Here is a 17,650-nt window from a genome sequence, read left to right as displayed (position 1 = left end):
GACTAGAATAGAAAGGAGCTATAAAAATGCAAAAGAGGTTGTGGTGGTGGATTGTATGTGGCTTGGCCTTGTTAATAGCGGGTTATTCGATTGTTCAATATTTACTATTCGATGCACGACAGGCGGGATTTGTTCAATTAAAGCTTATGCTTAGTGCAACATTGAAATCATTTTGGTATATCATGCTCTATCTACATATTGTATTCGGTGTATTAGCCCTCGTCATTGGTCCTTTTACGTTGTCATCAAAGTTACGAGAGAAAAATGTGAAACGCCATAGACTACTAGGCAATATCTATATGGTTAGTATTTTGTTTGGTGGCTTGGCAGGACTTTATTTAGCCCTAAACGCAACAGGGGGATGGGTGGCACAGCTAGGCTTTGCTTTATTATCTTTAGGGTGGCTCTTTACCATGTTTCAAGCGTTGGTCCAGATTAAAAAAAGAAATATCCAAGGCCATCAGAAATGGATGCTAAGAAATTATGCATTAACCTTTGCAGCTGTCACATTGCGAATCTGGCTACCATTGTTTACGGTATTATTTGGCTTTAATAATTTTGAGTATAGTTACGCCTCCATCGCTTGGCTATGCTGGGTGCCCAATTTTATCGTGATGGAATGGTATATCCAACATAAACTTACTAAAGTTGCAAATTACCGAAACATGACAAAAGCTAATGGATAGTTTTGAAACATATTCTGAGAATTAGGTTCTAAAGGAGCCTAATGCTCTTTTTATTTTAAGATTCATATTTATTTCATTCTAATATTCTAGGTGCATTCATTATCCTTACAATTATACCTTTGAATATGATGAAAAAGGACAGGAGGTGAAATCTCATTGAGGTTTAGTTACATCCGTAATTTTGATAATTTTAAATGTGATGCAAAATGTAATTATCCATTGAAATATAAATGTAATGAATTTGGTTGTAATGGATATCCCTATGTTTATGGAATTCAAGAACCAATAGGTGTAACAGGAGCAACAGGCGCTACTGGTCCTACAGGTGCCACAGGTCCCCCGGGAGCGCGGGGAGAACCTGGACCTCAAGGAGTAGCAGGAGTCACGGGTCCACAGGGAGAAATAGGTCCTCAAGGAATAGCAGGAATCACGGGAGCAACGGGTCCGCGGAGTAGCAGGAGCAACGGGTCCGCAGGGAGAAATAGGTCCCCAAGGAATAGCAGGAGTCACGGGTCTGCAGGGGGCAACAGGAGCTCAGGGAATAACAGGAGGTACAGGGGCAACGGGAGCCCAAGGAATAACAGGAAGTACAGGATTGACAGGAGCCCAAGGAATAACAGGAAACACAGGAGCAACAGGAGCCCAAGGAATAACAGGAAACACAGGGGCAACAGGAGCCCAAGGTATGACAGGAAGCACAGGGGGGACAGGAGCCCAAGGTATGACAGGAAGTACAGGGGCGACAGGAGTCCGAGGAATAACAGGAAGCACAGGAACGACTGGGTTGCAGGGAGTAACAGGAGCCACTGGAATAACTGGGGCAACAGGAGAACGAGGTCTAGTAGGAATGACAGGGGCAACAGGAGCCCAAGGCGTAACGGGTAGCACAGGAGCGACTGGATTGCAGGGAGTAACAGGAGCCACTGGTGCCATAGGGACAACAGGTGTTACAGGATCAACGGGTCCAAGTGGTTCAGGTTTAATGGAAGTTTTTCTCTCTACAGATCAATCAGTTAGTAATAATGATTTTCTTGGTACTGGTAATTCTTCGGCTTCATTTGTTAGGAGTTCTATTGTTATTCCTGAAAATGCTATAATTAGAAGCTTAACTCTGAATATACGGGATCATGCTCTAAGCGCAGGTCAAACAGCTTCAGCACAAATATTTGTCAGTACAAATTGTGGTTTTACTAGCGTTGCTACAGGTATTATTGCGTCTGTGTCAGGACCAAATTCATCTACAACACTAAATTGTTGTGCAAAAGTGGTAGCAAACTACCCAATTACTAGTTGTACACTTCTCGCTGTACAAGTAAGTACAACTGGAGGAGCGTTTTCAAATGGTGTTTCAGCAACGATACTTTTTAATACAGTTTAATTATTCGATTTAAAATTTGGATTTTTGAGGGAAAGTTACAAGAGGATTAGGGGGAAAGCATCTTTACTTTAGCTTTATGCTCGTAAGAACATTTTAGCTAATAGGACATCTTCTATTAAAAAGTAGTTCTGATGGGGACATTTGTCACAGGGGAGGATATGGTAAAGTTCTAGTGTGCACTCATGAACTTTAAGCTGTTAAACGAAGAATTAACGAATCAACTGCTTTTGCTTCATGTAGAATTGAATGAAAGTGATGGTTATGGCTAGGGTGTCTGGATGAAGTACAACCGTGAATAAACGATACTGAAATACCATCATCAAAGTTGTCGTTCAAAGGGAGCATTTAAGATGATGAAAGGAATAGGACTTGTCTGTAAAAAAGATTACAGACAAGCCTTGTTACTAGTTATTAAGTAATGCCACCATATATATTACAATAATATTCGACCTCAATTATATGAGGTGAGGATACACCATTATATGAATAGTAGCCACCGATCGTAATATTGTAAGCACTGCCCTGATCTTTAATGGAAGGCTCATATCCCGTTTGCGTCCAGTTACCCTCGCCCTGTTCAATTTTTGACGACAATGAATGCATAACCGAGAATAGCTGTCTTCCACCAGGCATATCCTTGCTTAGCTGGGTGTCAAATGAACCATCAACACGAATGATTGTTTGCTGTGACCCCATATGTAATTCAACGAATTTTGGTACTTTAACTGGAGAGAAAACTTCCTTATTATCGATCACGACATATGAAGTGTCTATTCTACCTTTTAACATGTCCTCAAAATCTTTTAATTCAAGCCAATAATCCGCTGAAAATGTTGTAATAGGATCTAGCTTTAAGCTTGTACCATACTTTTCATTTAGTTGATTGACAATAGCCAAATATTCTTTATAGTAATGTTCTTTCTGTGCCAGTGTTAAAACTAATGGAACAGGTGCTATGACAGATTCCTTTTCTATTATTTGTTCATCTACCGATGTAGATAGTGGTAAGGAGGCTTTTTCATCCTTATCACAGCCTGTCAGGAAGATGGCTCCTACTACAATGCTTGTCACCAAATACTTTTTCAACACCTTCACCTCCAAAAAATGAATAAAATCTATTATACCATACATAAATGTGTATATTTTTCATTTATTTGGTAAAAATATAGTTTCGTAGTATATTGTAAAGAGAACAACGATTAAGCAAGTGTAAGGGGCGGTATAGTGGCAATTTTAAAAGATGATTCGAGTCATCCTAGTTGTGAGGTAGAGCTAAATATTTTAATGGTGAACGAGGAAAGTGTAAAGTTTCGTATTGAATTTCGCTTTGGGCCAGCTTTCCCAGCGATAAATACGGAGATTTATTGTTTAAAAAGAGATTTCCTTCAATTATTAGAAGACATAACACAATTGGAGCCTGCTTATTTAAGTATGCTGGAGCCGCATGATCTTGGCCTATGCATCTATCATATCCCTCATTATGGTGAATATTTTTTCCTGGATACGGTATCTTTCAAATTCCTAAAGAGGAGAGGGAGGAAGCAGAGCAACGTTATAAATTAGTATTTGTACTAGATGCTTATGAGAAGAATCATCATGGTGCAAGAGAATGTGGGCCTGCATTATGTATTATTGTGACGATGGAACAAATCCGAGTGTTCATTACCACTTTGCGAGAACAAGTAAAGAAATTCAAAAGTAAAAGGTGATACTACGGTCATTCATTCTCTTCTACAACGATGCTATAGGATAGGTTGAGACGATCACATAGCCAATTTTTAAATAGAGGATCAATTTGTTTTTTTATTTCATCGCTAGGTAATTGCTCATTAATCCCTAATTGTTCAAACGAAAAAGTTTCCTGAATTTGATCGGTATATTTCGTATTAAAGGTAAACGTAATGAGTTTAGACACGTTGATTTTCCTCCGTTTTCTAGCGTGTACATTCATGGGCGAATTATTAGAAATTGAATGTCATTGATATTAGTAAATAAACTTTTTTTCTTTGGCTAAAAAGAATAGCAAATGCTGTCGGCTGAATTATCATTAATATAGACGGTGTAAGTAGCATAATTTTCTAGCAATTACTTTAATTGTTAATTATTTGTTCGATGTTTCAGCTTTTGTTTCTTTTTCTAGTTCAAAAGTGATTGCTGTTGTCATAAAATAGCATCGATTTCTTCAGGTGTAAGATCTCATTCTTAAATATTTTTTCCTCCTCTCCAATTCATTGTTTGTCAAAAGGCAACTTAACTAGTATAAAATTTATTAAGTATTTTTGTTAAAATTTAGTATAAACTTTTGTGCATGTAGGTGCAATTGTTACCATTAAGGAGCAGTGTTCTTCTGTTTTCTTCGTTTCTTTTGTTTATAGGTAAGATAAGAAGTTTTTAAGGAAGCATAACTCCCAATTGCTGCATAGCCATAAAACCAGCCCATGAATAGTCCAGCAAGAAGATTATGTCGGTGGCTGATAAAAATGGAAATGAGTAAGCCGATAATTAATGCAATGCTTGGAACCCAAAAAGGCTTTATATGACACATTTTCTTGATTAGCTGGGTAATAATCATAACAACAGGGACTGCAACGACGGCATCCCAAAAATTTGTATGTATTAGTGGAAAGTGTTCCATTCCGTTCACCTCTCATTACTATTTAGGACTTATTGTGGGCAAATAGGCCAATTTTATGCAGTCGTGTGTTGAGAACTCGTTGAAGGTTTGTTGAGAGAATCTCTAGATTGCTGTGGGAATCTTCATCCTTTTTATCAAAGTGGCATCAAATGGAAATAAAGATTGCAATAGTTAGTTGGCAAATGTAAAATGTGGATTAATAAATCCACGAGATAAGAGGTATACGATGTTTCCAATATTACATACTGAACGATTAGAATTAAGAGAATTGACGAGTTCTGATGGACAAGCTCTCCTTGATTGCTTTTCGAATCCTGAAGTTTTGCGCCATTATGGACAACAACCCTTAACGAGCTTAGTTCAAGTGCAGCAAATCATTCAAAATTTCGCAAACAATTTCGCCCTAAAACGAGGTATTAAATGGGGCATTGCATTAAAGGATCAAGAAGGAATTATTGGTACAATCGGCTTTCAAGAGTGGTCAATAGAGCATCGAAGAGCAGAAATCAGCTACGCACTTTTTCCTGAGTATTGGGGCAAGGGCTATGCTCAAGAAGCTGTGAAACGAGCCATTTCCTATGGTTTTGAAGAGATGGATTTAGTACGGATTGGCGCCATTGTATTTAAAGAAAATGAGGCTTCTAATCTACTATTGCAAAAAATAGGCTTCGACCAAGAAGGGCTATTAAAAAAATATATGCATCAAAACAATGTGCCACACGATACTTATATTTACTCACTCATAAAATAAAATGTTAACCAGATACCTACGTGGGCATCTGGTCATTTTTTTATTGTTTCTGTAAATGTTTTTCGACCTGGATTGATTTTGGCTACTTCCACATCAATTTTACTAATTGAATCCTCTGATAATGGAATTTTCCCATCTTTCTCAAACTTTTTCCAAGCCTTGACGTTATCGCGATAGAGATATTCAGACAAACGAAAGATATCGACATCTAATTTTAAGCCTTCTTTATAGGTATCCTGAATTTCCTTTTTCACTTCTTTAATAATAAGCTCTTTCAGCTCTTGTTCGGTGACGTTCCCTTTAAAACCATTGATGGTCGCATTAATTCTCAATTCAACTTCAAATGTTACATCCTCTTGTTTGACATGTGGATTCACATCGACATGTATTTTTTCAATACTGACCGTTAGTTCGTCCTGGTCATCTGAGTTTAATTGAAAGGTAATCTCTCCACGATTCGTATAGTTATGCATCCATTGACTGCCGCGAGCCGCAGTATCTTGCACGAACCCCTTAAAGCCATCTTTCGACAGGACACCAACCCCTGAAAAATAGGTTTCCTTTATTTGCTCCTTATCAGTTTGCCAAACCTCTTTAATGGACACATAGGGAATTGTTACTTCATGACTTGGCTCATTTAAACCAATGACAACATCTCTTAAGTCTTTTGGTTCAACAAATGTTTCTTGTTCTGTTGGGTTGATGGGGTTACTTAATTTTGATGAGGATAATGAATTCCTTAAAATAGGTGTGACAAGCAGTACTTCTTCGACTGGGTTTTTTGTACAGTATACCCAGATTTGATACCTTGTATCGCGAAAGCGTATGAATGTATCAATGACTGGAATAATGTGTTCATTCTCCATAGCTTGCTCCGAAAAGACCATAAACCGCATATGCCCCCAAAAGATTTCCTGATCCGAGGAGCGATACAATTTGTAAATCGCCTCTTCTATTGTTTTTCCAGTGGCACGCCCCACTTCAGCAGGCGCCACCGTTGCGCTAGGCTGTATCGATTTCGCGACATCGGCGAAATTAATCACTTGTAAATAGACAATATACTCGTCGTTTTGGTAGTCTACACCTACTGCATTTATATAGTACATTCTTTGCGGCTCCGTAATATCCCAGCATCCAGCGAGTAAGGTCGTCAATCCGATGATCAATAAAAATTTGAAATAAGTTTTCATGGTTTCTCCACTCGAATTGCTCTACAGTTGTATTTTATAGTGTTAGCTTAGACAAAAGAGGGCTTTTTTATAAAGTGCTAGCTGAGGAAATGAAATTTGGAAAATTATATCCAATGAGACAACTTTCAGATATGATGAGGCAAGGAGGTGAGATTGTGACTCGTGTTTCATATTGTCTAATTAATACATTCACGAATGAGCTGTATAAAGGGAATCCTGCAGCAGTATGTCTATTAGATGAAAAATTTTCTGAGGAGACCATGCAAAATATTGCACAGGAGATACCTGTCCCGACAACAGCCTTTATTGAAAAAAGACAGGTTGATTTTTCGCTGAAATGGTTTACGCCACATATGGAAATTCCCATTTGTGGTCACGGCACCCTTGCTAGTGCCTTTGTGCTTTGGCAGCAAGGAATTGTAACAAAGGAGCACACAATTACATTTCATACAGCAAGTGGTCCTTTACATGCTAAGTGGCAACATGAACGAGTGGAAATCGCCATCAAAACGTATCCAATTGCTGAAATGGAATGTCCTTCAGCATTGGAGGACTGGTTAGGGTGTAAGCCCGTCTTTGTAGGGAGAACTGAATTAGATTTTATCGTGGAGGTAGGCAATGAAGACCAAATCGCACACTTTGAACCTGACTTTATTGCGATGAAGCAGTTTCCTGTTCGAGGAATATGTCTAACTAGCAAGTCGAAGGAAGAAGGCATTGATATCGTATCTCGCTTTTTTTCTCCAGCCCAAGGCATTGACGAGGATCATGTAAATGGTTCAAGTCATGGTGCACTAGGTCCATATTGGTGTGAGAAATTATCCAAACAACAACTTGTCAGCAAGCAGCTTTCTAAACGTGGAGGTGTAATGTATGTGACACCTCATCACGACAAGGTATTGATTGCAGGCGCAGCAGTTCAAGTTTTGAATGGGGAATTAAACATCTAGATACGGTTTAGTGTATTCTATATTTTGGTAATTACTACCATTAGAAAAAGCGAGAAAAAAATTAAAAATTTATTGTAACCTTTTTCAATATTAAACGACTACTCTATTAGTAGAATACAAAAGAACTAAAGCAAGTAGTAACATTCACTTTTCACAAAATGACCAGGGCTCAATTTTGAGTGCCTGGTTATTTTGTTGCCATAATAAAAAGAGGGCATGCACCTATGGCATGCCCTCCTCGATTTATTCGCTTAGCATAGCTTTTAATGTTCGTTTTTGCCAGCCTAGCTTGAAGTAAGCATATTGCATAATGAAATGGACGCAGAAGGTGATTGGATAGGCTAACCAAACGCCATTTAATTCTAGTGATGTATAGTGAGATAATAGGAACGCTAATGGCACCTGTACAACCCAAATTGTAATGACTAAGAAGATGGTTGGCCATAATACGACACCTGTAGCACGCATAGTGGCAGATACAGTTTGTGTGTGCCCAAAAATTAAATAGCTCCAAAAGGCGATATATAAATAATTTTTGGCAATTAGCACAGTCTCATGTGAATCAATAAAGAAAGCCAAAATAGGCTCTGCAAACAGATACATAATGAGTATGATGGCCCCACCTAGAAGATAATTAATTCGCACACCCATTTGTCGAATTTTTTTAATCATCTCCGTGGAATTGGCCCCTAACGCCTGTGCTACAAAGACAGATGTGGCAATGGCAATACTCATTGCTGGGACTTGAGCATAACTAGCTACCTGATTGACAACGCCATAAGCGGCAGTGGCATCTGAACCATAGGCATTGACAAAGCCAATAACGGCAATTTCGGCCACTGAAATGGCAACCATGCTAATACTAGATGGAATGGCTAGCTTTAATAAGGACGTTAAAATATCCTTTTTTAATTTAAAATGCTGTAAAATTGTTTTATCAAAACGTAGTAAATGCTTTGTTTTATGCAAATAGGCTAACAACAGAATCATTGTCACCAGGTTTGATAACACGGAAGCATAGGCAGCCCCATTTAAGCCGAACGCAGGCAACCCCAACCATCCGAATACTAAAGGGGGGAGGAAGGCGATATTTAACACAACACTAATTACTAAGAATAGAAAAGGTGTTTTGGAATCGCCGACTCCTCGCATAAAGGTTGTATACACCAAATACCAAAACATAATTGGTAACGTGAAGAAAAGTATTTGGGCATAACTAATACTCATGTCTAAAATATTCGCAGGTGTCTGCATAAAACGTAAAATCCATTCGATGAAAAAGCCACCAAAAATCGCGACAGCGATGGATAAAATAGTTGTAAAGGCGAGTGTTACACCAACAACCTCTTTCATTTTGGCATGATTACCAGCCCCAAATGTTTGCCCGACTAAAATAGAGCTTCCTGAACCAATGCCAATTGCAAAGGCCATTAAAAAGAAGAAAAAGGGAAAAAATGCCGAAATGGCTGCTAGGGCATCGACCCCTAAATTGCGTCCGACGATAAACATAGCAAAAACTTGGCCAACAGATTGCAGCACATTCGCTAGCATCACGGGAATTAAGAAATTAAAAAAAGCTTTGCGTAGCTGTTGATCATCCTGTAACATTTGTTCGTTCATAATTAAGTTCCTCTTGAGTTTTAATAACCCATTTCTTTTAAGATTCTTGATAGTGTGCGTAGGCGTTCTCCAATGAGCTCACCATCATTATTAAGTGCTTGCTGAAAAAGCTGAATATCCTCTTTAATCTGTTCATTTTCTGTGCAAACTTCCACTGTCATAGCATCTCCCTGTAAGCCTACACGGTTAATCACAGGGTTTTCTTCATCATATAAATGCTCATGACGATAAGCCTCCTTAAAATAAAGCTCTGTTTCACACACTAAAATAGCGAGATCAAGCACGCGATGGAGGGGAAGTTCTTCTGATTGGCGAGACCATTTGCCACCTGTATGTCGCCAAACCTTCGCAGAAATATCAACCTTTCCTCGATCATTCCATTGGGCCAGACCAAGTGAAAGCCCTTGTGCATCTGTTTGATAAGCCGTGCGCCCATCAATATTGGCATAATTTTCGGCCACGATGACAGGTTTATGTTTTAAATGTGTTGGAATTTTCATGGATCCGTACTCCTTATCATTTCAAATTTAGTAATTTAGTAAATTACTGCTTTAGTAAATTTAGCATTCACGCTTCTATAAGTCAATCGAAAAGCGGAAAGTTGGAACCTTTTCTTTTGGGAGCAACTAAATAGGGGCTTGGCGTAACCAATTCAATACAATAAACGTTCAAATTCTGCAATGGTTTTTACAAAATAGTAAGTTATAATTTATAGAAGTATGATTGATTGGAGAGAAAGAGGATGGAAACAGCTAAATATCACCGAATGGTTTATACACGTATATGTGAAAATTTACAAAAATGGGATAATAGTGACTTTGTTAGAGAAGACGAGCTCTATTCATTTTTACATACGTTAAAAGGCACAGCTGGATCAATCGGTTTACATGAATTAACTTCGATTGCTAGTGAAAAGCTAGAGCTTTTGACTGGAGATCGTTACAAGCAATGGACCAAATCTGAATGGAAAAAGTATCTTGCTCCTTTTATAGAAAGCGTACATTTTTATCAAGAAAATGATTCAAGGGCACAAAATATGGAACATCCTGCAACCATCATTAAAAATCCAGCAAAACAAGATTTTATTCTGATTATAGATGATGATGTTGTATTTATTTCCTATTTAAAAAATGTTTTAGAGAAAAAGGGCTACTCTGTCATTGCAGCTCATAATGGCGAACGAGGATTAGCGTTAATTTATGAATTGCAACCATCCATTGTGTTTTTAGATATCATGCTTCCTGACTCTAGTGGCTTTTCAATTTTAGACAATATTAAAAAGACGAAAAAAGAGCTCATGTTTGTGACAGTGATTAGTAGTAATGATTGTAAAGAAAATCGCGTTCGTACATTGGAGATGGGGGCTATGGATTTTATGGCGAAGCCAATCGATGAAGAGCTATTAATCGCTTATGTTTCCAATCGCTTAGCCTATAAAAGAGAATTAGAGCAGGCCATCGTCATTGACGAATTAACCCAAATTTATAATCGTAAATTTATGGAATCTCAAATGAAGCTTTTCATTAAATACCATCAGCAAAACAAAGAGCATTTTTCAATTGCGATTATCGATTTAGATTATTTTAAAAAAGTAAATGATACATATGGTCACCTAATGGGGGATGAGGTGCTCAAAGGTTTCGCTTCATTGGTGAAGGAACTAAAAGGAGATGAGGAAATTGCTTGTCGCTATGGAGGAGAAGAATTTGTAATTTTAATGCCTCGTACAACAAATAAAGAGGCATTTATTTTTATTGAAAAACTTCGTACCTCTATGGAGAAAAAGATATTTACAGCAAATGGAACAAATTTTCATGTTACATTTTCTAGTGGAATCGTGGAAGCCACTTCTTCCAATTTACATCCTAAAAAGATGCTAGAAGAGGCAGATCAAGCACTTTATACGGCCAAGCAATTAGGGAGAAATCAGACGATCATCTTTGATCATGTAGCTGCTGTGGAGAAAAGAAAAGCGAAAATCAAGATCATTGTCATCGATGATGTGTATATTATTCGCGATCTAATTACCAATCATTTTAAGCATTTGGAGGAAAATGAGGATTATAGGATTGAAACATTGGCCTTCCCTGATGGCATTAGTTTTCTGGAATCCAATTGGTATGACCCTCAATGCAAATACATTATCTTATTAGATTGGATATTGCCGAAAATGGACGGCATCGAGGTGCTTAGTAAGATAAGAGAGCAGCATGCTTCAAGTGATGTAATCGTCTCCATGCTCACTTCACGTGTGGGGGAAGAATACGTCATGAAAGCTTTAATTAATGGGGCAGACGATTATATTGTGAAGCCATTTAATGTAGCTGAAGTATCGGAACGTATTATTCGTTTAATTCATCAAATGTTTCTTTAATGGGAAAGGGAGAAAAAGACAAGATGGCTAGAATTTTAGTAGTAGATGATGAAGAAATATTACGCATGTTAATACGTGAAACATTAGAAGACTTAGAGTTTGATATTGATGAGGCAGAGGATGGCGAAGAAGCCCTTAAAAAAATGAAGGAAAGCACCTACGATTTAATGATACTCGACTATATGATGCCGAATTTAACAGGGATTGAGGTGATTGAACTTCTCCCACAAGAAATTAAAAAGTCGATGCCTATTCTCATGCTGACAGCTAAATCACAGGAAAGTGATCGTCAAAAGGTATTTGATTTAGGGGCCGATTACTTTATGTCAAAACCATTTAGTCCCATTAAGCTAATGAATTTGGTGGAGGACATATTAAATGATTAAGTCGACACCCTTGCTGAATAAAAGTATACGCAGCCAATTCTTTAAAATGCTGCTTTTTCTTGTTGTTAGCTTTTTAATCATCATTGCTGCTTTTCTTGTCGTAGTCAATGCAAGTCAAAATGCCTTACAGCAGAAGAGAGAGCAAATGTATGAAAAATCAATGCTTGTCGATGAATTGGAAGAAAATTTTAATGGCATATTTTTTCGGGCAAGAGGCTATTATGCCTTTCAGAATGAGCAGGAATTAAAACTATTGTATGAAAACCTGGAGACATTTGAGGTCCTATTACAGCAGTTTTCGCAACTCGATTTAACGGAAGAAGAACGAGGGCTCTATAATGAGCTAGTTGAGTTTCACTATAATTACAAAACGGTTACACTCCCAAAAGCGATCAGCTTTGCGAAAATGGGGGATTATGAGGCTTTGCGAGAGCTTTCGAATAGCGGAGCAAATGACCTTGTTAATAAATTCATTGCCTATACAAAATCCTATAAGAAAAAAACAGACCACTCCTTAAACCAAATTTTTAGCAAGACAGTGGAGCAGGGGCAATTATTCACTTTTATTTCGTTAATGATAAGCGCTCTTATTTTACTATTTGTAGGCGTCATTTTACGAAGAGTACTGAATAATATGATTCGACCAATTGAACAATTAACACTTGCGACAAACGCTTTGGCTTCAGGGAAATCCATTGATTTAGGTAATCTTGTGCAAAAGGAAGATGAATTAGGCATTTTAGCAAACTCATTTCTTAAAATGATACTGTCCATTCAGGATAAGGAAGAGGTACTGACTACACAAAATGAGGAGCTTTTAGCGCAGCAGGACGAGCTTCAAGAAAATCAACTACAATTACAAAATTCATTAAATTATTTAGAAAAATATAATCAATTAAATCATGTACTGACGTTTACGTTAAATAAACAGAAATTAATAGATAATCTTCATAATTATTTAAACGACATTTATCAATATGATACGAGTGTGCTTTATTGGATGGAGGGCAATGTGTATGCGACGAAAGGTTTATCACACCAATCTGCTGCAGCCCTAGTCGAGAATTTTGACATGGATAAACAAGCACGATTAAAGCAGGAAAAATCCTTTGTTATTAAACGTCAATTGACAGCGAAAGAAAAGGGAATTGCACAAGAGTCTTATTATGCCTATGACTTGTATTCTTCCGTGTTTAATTCTAAACGAGAGCTAGTCGCTATTTTAATGGCGACACGAGAGGGACATCCTCATAATGAGCGGGAAATAGATAGTTTAAACGGGCTATTAAATCGTGTGTCCATCGCATTTGAACGCATTCTTATGTATGAAGAGGTAGAAAAGTCGAGGACGTTAAATCAAACGATTATTGATAATGTTAACGAGGGCATCCAGTTAGTTTCTATTACAGGCGATACCGTTCTTATCAATAGAGCACTATGTGGCATTGTCAGCTTCCTTAACTTGACAACGGAAACAAGTATCCCTAAAAAGGATTGGCTCCAGCACTTCAAAAAATGTAGTGCCCAACCTGATGAATTAATTGAATTTTTAGAGGCGTCTATTATGGAGAGCTTTCAGGATACTCGAAAATACCGCTATTGTATGACGATTGAACATGAAATCTTTGTTGAGGTGTATGCAACTTGTCTTTTTGATGGTCAGGAAAAGGTAGGTACAATTTTTGTACATCGTGATATCACTAGAGAATATGAAGTAGATCAAATGAAATCCGAATTAGTGAGTACGGTAAGTCATGAGCTGCGAACGCCATTATCGAGCGTACTTGGCTTTACAGAGCTGCTGTTAACGAAAACGATAAAACCCGAACGACAAATTAAATATATCGATACAATTCATAGAGAAGCGGTACGCCTAACCAATCTTATAAATGACTTTTTGGATTTACAGCGAATGGAGTCAGGCAAGCAGCAATATAACATGGAGACACTACAATTAAATGAAATAGCCTTTGAAATTGTCAATCGATTCCGACATGAGCAAAAGCATAATGTCCATCTAATTGATAAGGCAAGAGAGGTCTATGTCAATGCAGATCAAGATAGACTCGTTCAATTATTTATTAATTTAATAGGGAATGCTATCAAATTTTCTCCACAAGGGGGCGATGTGGAGATTTTGTTAGAAAACAAAAATAATAGAATTCAAGTGAGTATAAAAGATGAGGGCATTGGTATTCCTAAACAGGATATTGCTCAGTTGTTCCAAAAATTCAAACGAATCGATAATAGTCTTAGACGTAAAATAGGAGGGACTGGACTGGGTCTCTCCATTTGTAGAGAAATCATCTTAAAGCATGAAGGCGAAATATGGATAGAATCCGAAGAAGGACAAGGTACTACTGTGTACTTTACTTTACCACTTGCAAATAACAGTATCACCTTCGATGAAGAGGATGTAATGGAGGATAGCAGTGGCTTAAACATTATGATTGTCGAGGATGACTTAAGCTTAGCTTTACTGTTGTCAGAAGAGCTAAAAAGCAAGGGCTTTACCGTGATTCATCATCATGACCCAAAAAAAGCTTTTGAAGATACACTCAATACGCCTTTACTTGGTATGGTGATTGACATAATGCTTGGCGAAGAAATGAGCGGCTGGGATTTAGTCCGTGAACTAAGGAAAAGAGAGCAAACAAAAGAGTTGCCAATTATTATATCTTCAGCATTAGATGAGGTAAAAGAAATGGTGGACCAATTTCAAATTAAAAAATACTTAACCAAGCCATATCCACCTGAAGAAATATCTAAACTGTTTGTGAAATAATATGATAGGATAGCTTTATGAGTTCAGTAGCGTAATGATGAACAGCTCATAATAAAGCTTACATCATTTAGCTTGTAAAATATTTTCCTAGATACTATAGTAGTATAGAGTAAAAGAGTGATAGTTTTCATAGTAGCATGTCGCTGCTTCTATAATATAAGTCTCATAAAAAATCTTTAAACGGCTACCTTTTCTGCCAACAAAATAGAATAAAAATTCTCTATTAAACTAGGTATTGTTCAACAGTACCTGGTTTTTTTAGTATTGCAGTGTTAATTAAATTAATGTATAAAAATGCATCTATTAAAAAATTTAATTTAAACCCTTTCCAATTTAGGAAAATTGAAGTAAAATAATCCTTACAAAAATACTGCATGTTTATTTCTAATTTCCTAGAAATTATGTGGATGTGCCTATTTATTAAGGATGGTGGTGAAATAATTATGAATATTAAAGATTATAATAGTGATTTTTTGTGGAAAAGTAAAAATATCATCAATAAAAAGTAAAAATAATAAGAACGCTAACTGATCCATGGTAGCAATGAAGGCCTATTCCCTTGATTACGCAGAGGGAAAGTATTACTAGATTAAATAGTGTAAAAATTTTCATTTAAAGGTTTATTATTGAATAAAAGAGGGGGATCGTTATGAAGTTCAAATCATTGCGAACAAAAATCTTATTTGGATTTTTCATCATTCTAATAGGGATTATGATACAAAGTGGTTATATCATTTATTCAAATATCAAAATGAATAAAGAGATTGAAGATATGGTGCATCGTGAGCTGGAATTGTCCATCGTCGATCAGCACTTAGCCAACTCCATTTCGGTGAGGATTGGTGCTGCCAGAGGGTATGTATTAACAGGCGAAAAAGTATACAAAGATACATATGAAGAATATACAAAATTGTCTTTAGCAAACGAGGAAAAAGCGCGTCAAATAATTGAATCGCCAGAACTGGAGGTAGTTGCGGCAAGAGCAAAGGCATGGCGTCAATATGTGGAGGAAAATGTCTTTCCAATCTATGAAGGAGGTAATCCCGAATTAGCCGTTAAAAACCTAATTAGTAAAGACGATGAAATTAAGGCAGTGCGTGAAGGCTTTGAAGCGCTGGCAAGCTCACGTGAGGAGTCAATTCGTCAGGCTGGACAAACATTAATAGAGAATAATGCACGTCTCAATACAATTAGTATGGTGGCATTTGGTGTCGTTGCATTATTAGCAATTGGAGCGGGTCTCACTTCTGCATTGTCAATTTCTAGACCTGTTCAGCAAATTTCTGAACGAGTGAAGCTGATTGCGGAGGGTGATTTAAGCCATGAGATGCTAACCATTAAGGCCAAAGATGAAATAGGAGAATTAAGTGTTTCCACCAATATGATGAATGGAAAAATGAAGGACATGCTTCAGCGAATTCAAGATGTGTCCAATGAGGTGGCTGCACACAGTGAACAACTTCTACAATCTTCCATCGAAATAAAGTCAGGAACCGAGCAGGTAGCACTGACAATGAATGATATTGCGGAGGGCACAGAATCACAGGCAAATAATACGAGTGACCTATCCAATCTAATGAGTGATTTTGTCATTCGAATGAATGAGGCAAGTCAAAATGGTGAACACGTACAGAGTAATTCCAATCATGTACTTTCTCTCACGAATTCAGGTCAACATTTAATTGAAGCGTCTACTAATCAAATGACAAAGATTGATGCCATCGTCCATGATGCAGTAGATAAGGTAGAGGGATTAAATCATAAATCTCAGGATATTTCCAAGCTAGTCGTTGTTATAAATGATATTGCCAAACAAACGAATTTATTGGCACTCAATGCAGCGATTGAGGCGGCTAGGGCAGGCGTGCAAGGTCAGGGCTTCGCCGTAGTGGCAGAAGAAGTTCGTAAATTGGCAGAGCAGGTGTCATTGTCTGTTATCGATATTGAACTCATCGTTGGGCAAATTGTAGAGGAAACCAATGATGTCACAAATTCTTTAAAGCGTAGCTATGAAGAGGTACAGCAAGGGACAGAACAAATCTCTTTAACGATTCAAACATTTATCGAGATTGATCAGGCTGTTAGAGAGATGGCCACAAACATTACAAGTGTCTCTCAAAATTTAAATAAGCTAGTAGAAAACTCTGTAAGAATTGATGAAGCCATCGAAGAAATTGCTGCGATATCTCAGGAATCTGCAGCAGGGGTGGAAGAAACCTCCGCAACAATGCAGCAAACTTCGAGTGCGATGGAGGAAATTTCGAATAGCTCCAATCAGCTTGCAAAAATGGCGGAAGAATTAAATAGTCAGGTAGGACAGTTTAAGCTTAACTAAGCATAAAACCAGGTCTCATCAAAAGGGTGAGCCCTGGTTTAAGTGTTGGATACAATTTTTTATTGCGCATCTCATGACTTAGATCAATCCAATACACTGTTTCCCCTCTTGTATGACGTGGATTTTATAATTCACTCGTTTTGATAAATCCTTTTTAAAAGGGTATTATTGGTATTGTTGTAAGTTCAGATTTAGTTAAAGGAGTCGACTCACACATGGAATGTGCATGTCCATCACAAATGACCGATCAGCTAAGAGTAGAAGGGGATATAGGGGCAGACCCAATTTGGTGTCATCGTTGTTTTTGTAATTTAAATATAGAGGATGTCCCACTATCAGCTCCATTAAAACACGAATTAGAAATATGGATTCGACAATATGGAGAATGGATTGATTGGAAGAATGATGGCATTTTTCCGCATGGCGTTGAATTAGAAGACCGATTTAATCAGCAAGGAATGCAGCTAACAGAACGGGTGAGAGCAGAGCTTGCAGATACATACAAGGTATTCTATAAGCCTTCCACTTTTGCGAGGAGATATGCAGATAAGTAATAAGGC

16 protein-coding genes are annotated in these 17,650 nt (G+C 37.5%); 10 read left to right on the top strand and 6 right to left on the bottom strand.

The window, feature by feature from the left end:
* Nucleotides 1–26 precede the first annotated feature (26 nt).
* Complete coding sequence (locus V1L66_RS12215; RefSeq protein WP_333004165.1) at nt 27–686, top strand: DUF2306 domain-containing protein; 660 nt, start codon at nt 27–29, stop codon at nt 684–686.
* A 595-nt stretch (nt 687–1,281) separates the two neighbouring features.
* Nucleotides 1,282–2,064, top strand: coding sequence for a collagen-like protein (locus tag V1L66_RS12210; protein WP_333004163.1), 783 nt, complete (start codon nt 1,282–1,284; stop codon nt 2,062–2,064).
* 411 nt (nt 2,065–2,475) lie between these two features.
* On the opposite strand, the gene V1L66_RS12205 is transcribed toward V1L66_RS12210, so the two are convergent.
* Entirely contained in the window at nt 2,476–3,153 is a 678-nt protein-coding gene (locus V1L66_RS12205; protein WP_333004162.1) for a hypothetical protein, read from the bottom strand.
* A gap of 135 nt (nt 3,154–3,288) precedes the next feature.
* Here V1L66_RS12205 and V1L66_RS12200 point away from each other — a divergent pair, with 135 nt between their 5' ends.
* Nucleotides 3,289–3,627 carry a hypothetical protein gene (locus V1L66_RS12200; protein ID WP_333004160.1) on the top strand — a complete coding sequence of 113 codons (339 nt, stop codon included), beginning with the start codon at nt 3,289–3,291 and terminating at the stop codon, nt 3,625–3,627.
* Between the two features lie 154 nt (nt 3,628–3,781).
* On the opposite strand, the gene V1L66_RS12195 is transcribed toward V1L66_RS12200, so the two are convergent.
* Both V1L66_RS12195 and V1L66_RS12190 read right to left on the bottom strand, forming a co-directional pair.
* Nucleotides 3,782–3,979, bottom strand: coding sequence for a hypothetical protein (locus V1L66_RS12195; RefSeq protein WP_258860155.1), 198 nt, complete (start codon nt 3,977–3,979; stop codon nt 3,782–3,784).
* A gap of 414 nt (nt 3,980–4,393) precedes the next feature.
* Nucleotides 4,394–4,699, bottom strand: coding sequence for a hypothetical protein (locus V1L66_RS12190; RefSeq protein WP_036078924.1), 306 nt, complete (start codon nt 4,697–4,699; stop codon nt 4,394–4,396).
* A 226-nt stretch (nt 4,700–4,925) separates the two neighbouring features.
* Between V1L66_RS12190 and V1L66_RS12185 the strand changes: the two genes are divergently transcribed.
* Entirely contained in the window at nt 4,926–5,450 is a 525-nt protein-coding gene (locus V1L66_RS12185; protein ID WP_333004159.1) for a GNAT family N-acetyltransferase, read from the top strand.
* Nucleotides 5,451–5,482: 32 nt separating this feature from the next.
* On the opposite strand, the gene V1L66_RS12180 is transcribed toward V1L66_RS12185, so the two are convergent.
* Nucleotides 5,483–6,640: a Ger(x)C family spore germination protein gene (locus tag V1L66_RS12180; protein WP_333004157.1), complete on the bottom strand. Its 1,158-nt coding sequence runs from the start codon at nt 6,638–6,640 to the stop codon at nt 5,483–5,485.
* 155 nt (nt 6,641–6,795) lie between these two features.
* Between V1L66_RS12180 and V1L66_RS12175 the strand changes: the two genes are divergently transcribed.
* Nucleotides 6,796–7,590, top strand: a complete 795-nt coding sequence (locus tag V1L66_RS12175) for a PhzF family phenazine biosynthesis protein (protein ID WP_333004154.1) — start codon at nt 6,796–6,798, stop codon at nt 7,588–7,590.
* A 243-nt stretch (nt 7,591–7,833) separates the two neighbouring features.
* On the opposite strand, the gene V1L66_RS12170 is transcribed toward V1L66_RS12175, so the two are convergent.
* Both V1L66_RS12170 and V1L66_RS12165 read right to left on the bottom strand, forming a co-directional pair.
* On the bottom strand, nt 7,834–9,210 hold the full coding sequence (locus tag V1L66_RS12170) for an MATE family efflux transporter (RefSeq protein ID WP_312125494.1): 1,377 nt from the start codon (nt 9,208–9,210) through the stop codon (nt 7,834–7,836).
* A gap of 20 nt (nt 9,211–9,230) precedes the next feature.
* Complete coding sequence (locus V1L66_RS12165) at nt 9,231–9,710, bottom strand: DUF6530 family protein (protein WP_016994140.1); 480 nt, start codon at nt 9,708–9,710, stop codon at nt 9,231–9,233.
* Nucleotides 9,711–9,952: 242 nt separating this feature from the next.
* Between V1L66_RS12165 and V1L66_RS12160 the strand changes: the two genes are divergently transcribed.
* From V1L66_RS12160 to V1L66_RS12140, 5 genes are all read left to right on the top strand, one after another.
* The gene (locus tag V1L66_RS12160; RefSeq protein ID WP_333004150.1) at nt 9,953–11,584 is read left to right on the top strand and encodes a diguanylate cyclase; all 1,632 of its coding nucleotides are present in this window, start codon (nt 9,953–9,955) and stop codon (nt 11,582–11,584) included.
* 23 nt (nt 11,585–11,607) lie between these two features.
* Nucleotides 11,608–11,970, top strand: a complete 363-nt coding sequence (locus tag V1L66_RS12155) for a response regulator (RefSeq protein WP_333004147.1) — start codon at nt 11,608–11,610, stop codon at nt 11,968–11,970.
* On the top strand, nt 11,963–14,755 hold the full coding sequence (locus V1L66_RS12150) for an ATP-binding protein (protein ID WP_333004144.1): 2,793 nt from the start codon (nt 11,963–11,965) through the stop codon (nt 14,753–14,755). Before V1L66_RS12155 ends, V1L66_RS12150 begins: the two co-directional genes overlap by 8 nt.
* Nucleotides 14,756–15,404: 649 nt before the next feature.
* Nucleotides 15,405–17,090: a methyl-accepting chemotaxis protein gene (locus V1L66_RS12145; RefSeq protein WP_333004143.1), complete on the top strand. Its 1,686-nt coding sequence runs from the start codon at nt 15,405–15,407 to the stop codon at nt 17,088–17,090.
* Nucleotides 17,091–17,305: 215 nt separating this feature from the next.
* Nucleotides 17,306–17,644 carry a hypothetical protein gene (locus V1L66_RS12140; RefSeq protein ID WP_016994068.1) on the top strand — a complete coding sequence of 113 codons (339 nt, stop codon included), beginning with the start codon at nt 17,306–17,308 and terminating at the stop codon, nt 17,642–17,644.
* The last annotated feature ends 6 nt before the right edge of the window (nt 17,645–17,650 follow it).

The sequence above is a fragment of the Lysinibacillus sp. IITD104 genome (assembly GCF_036698265.2).
In the GTDB taxonomy this organism is placed as follows: domain Bacteria; phylum Bacillota; class Bacilli; order Bacillales_A; family Planococcaceae; genus Lysinibacillus; species Lysinibacillus boronitolerans.
Note: the sequence above shows the minus strand (reverse complement) of the source record. Positions and strands in the feature narration are given on the sequence as shown.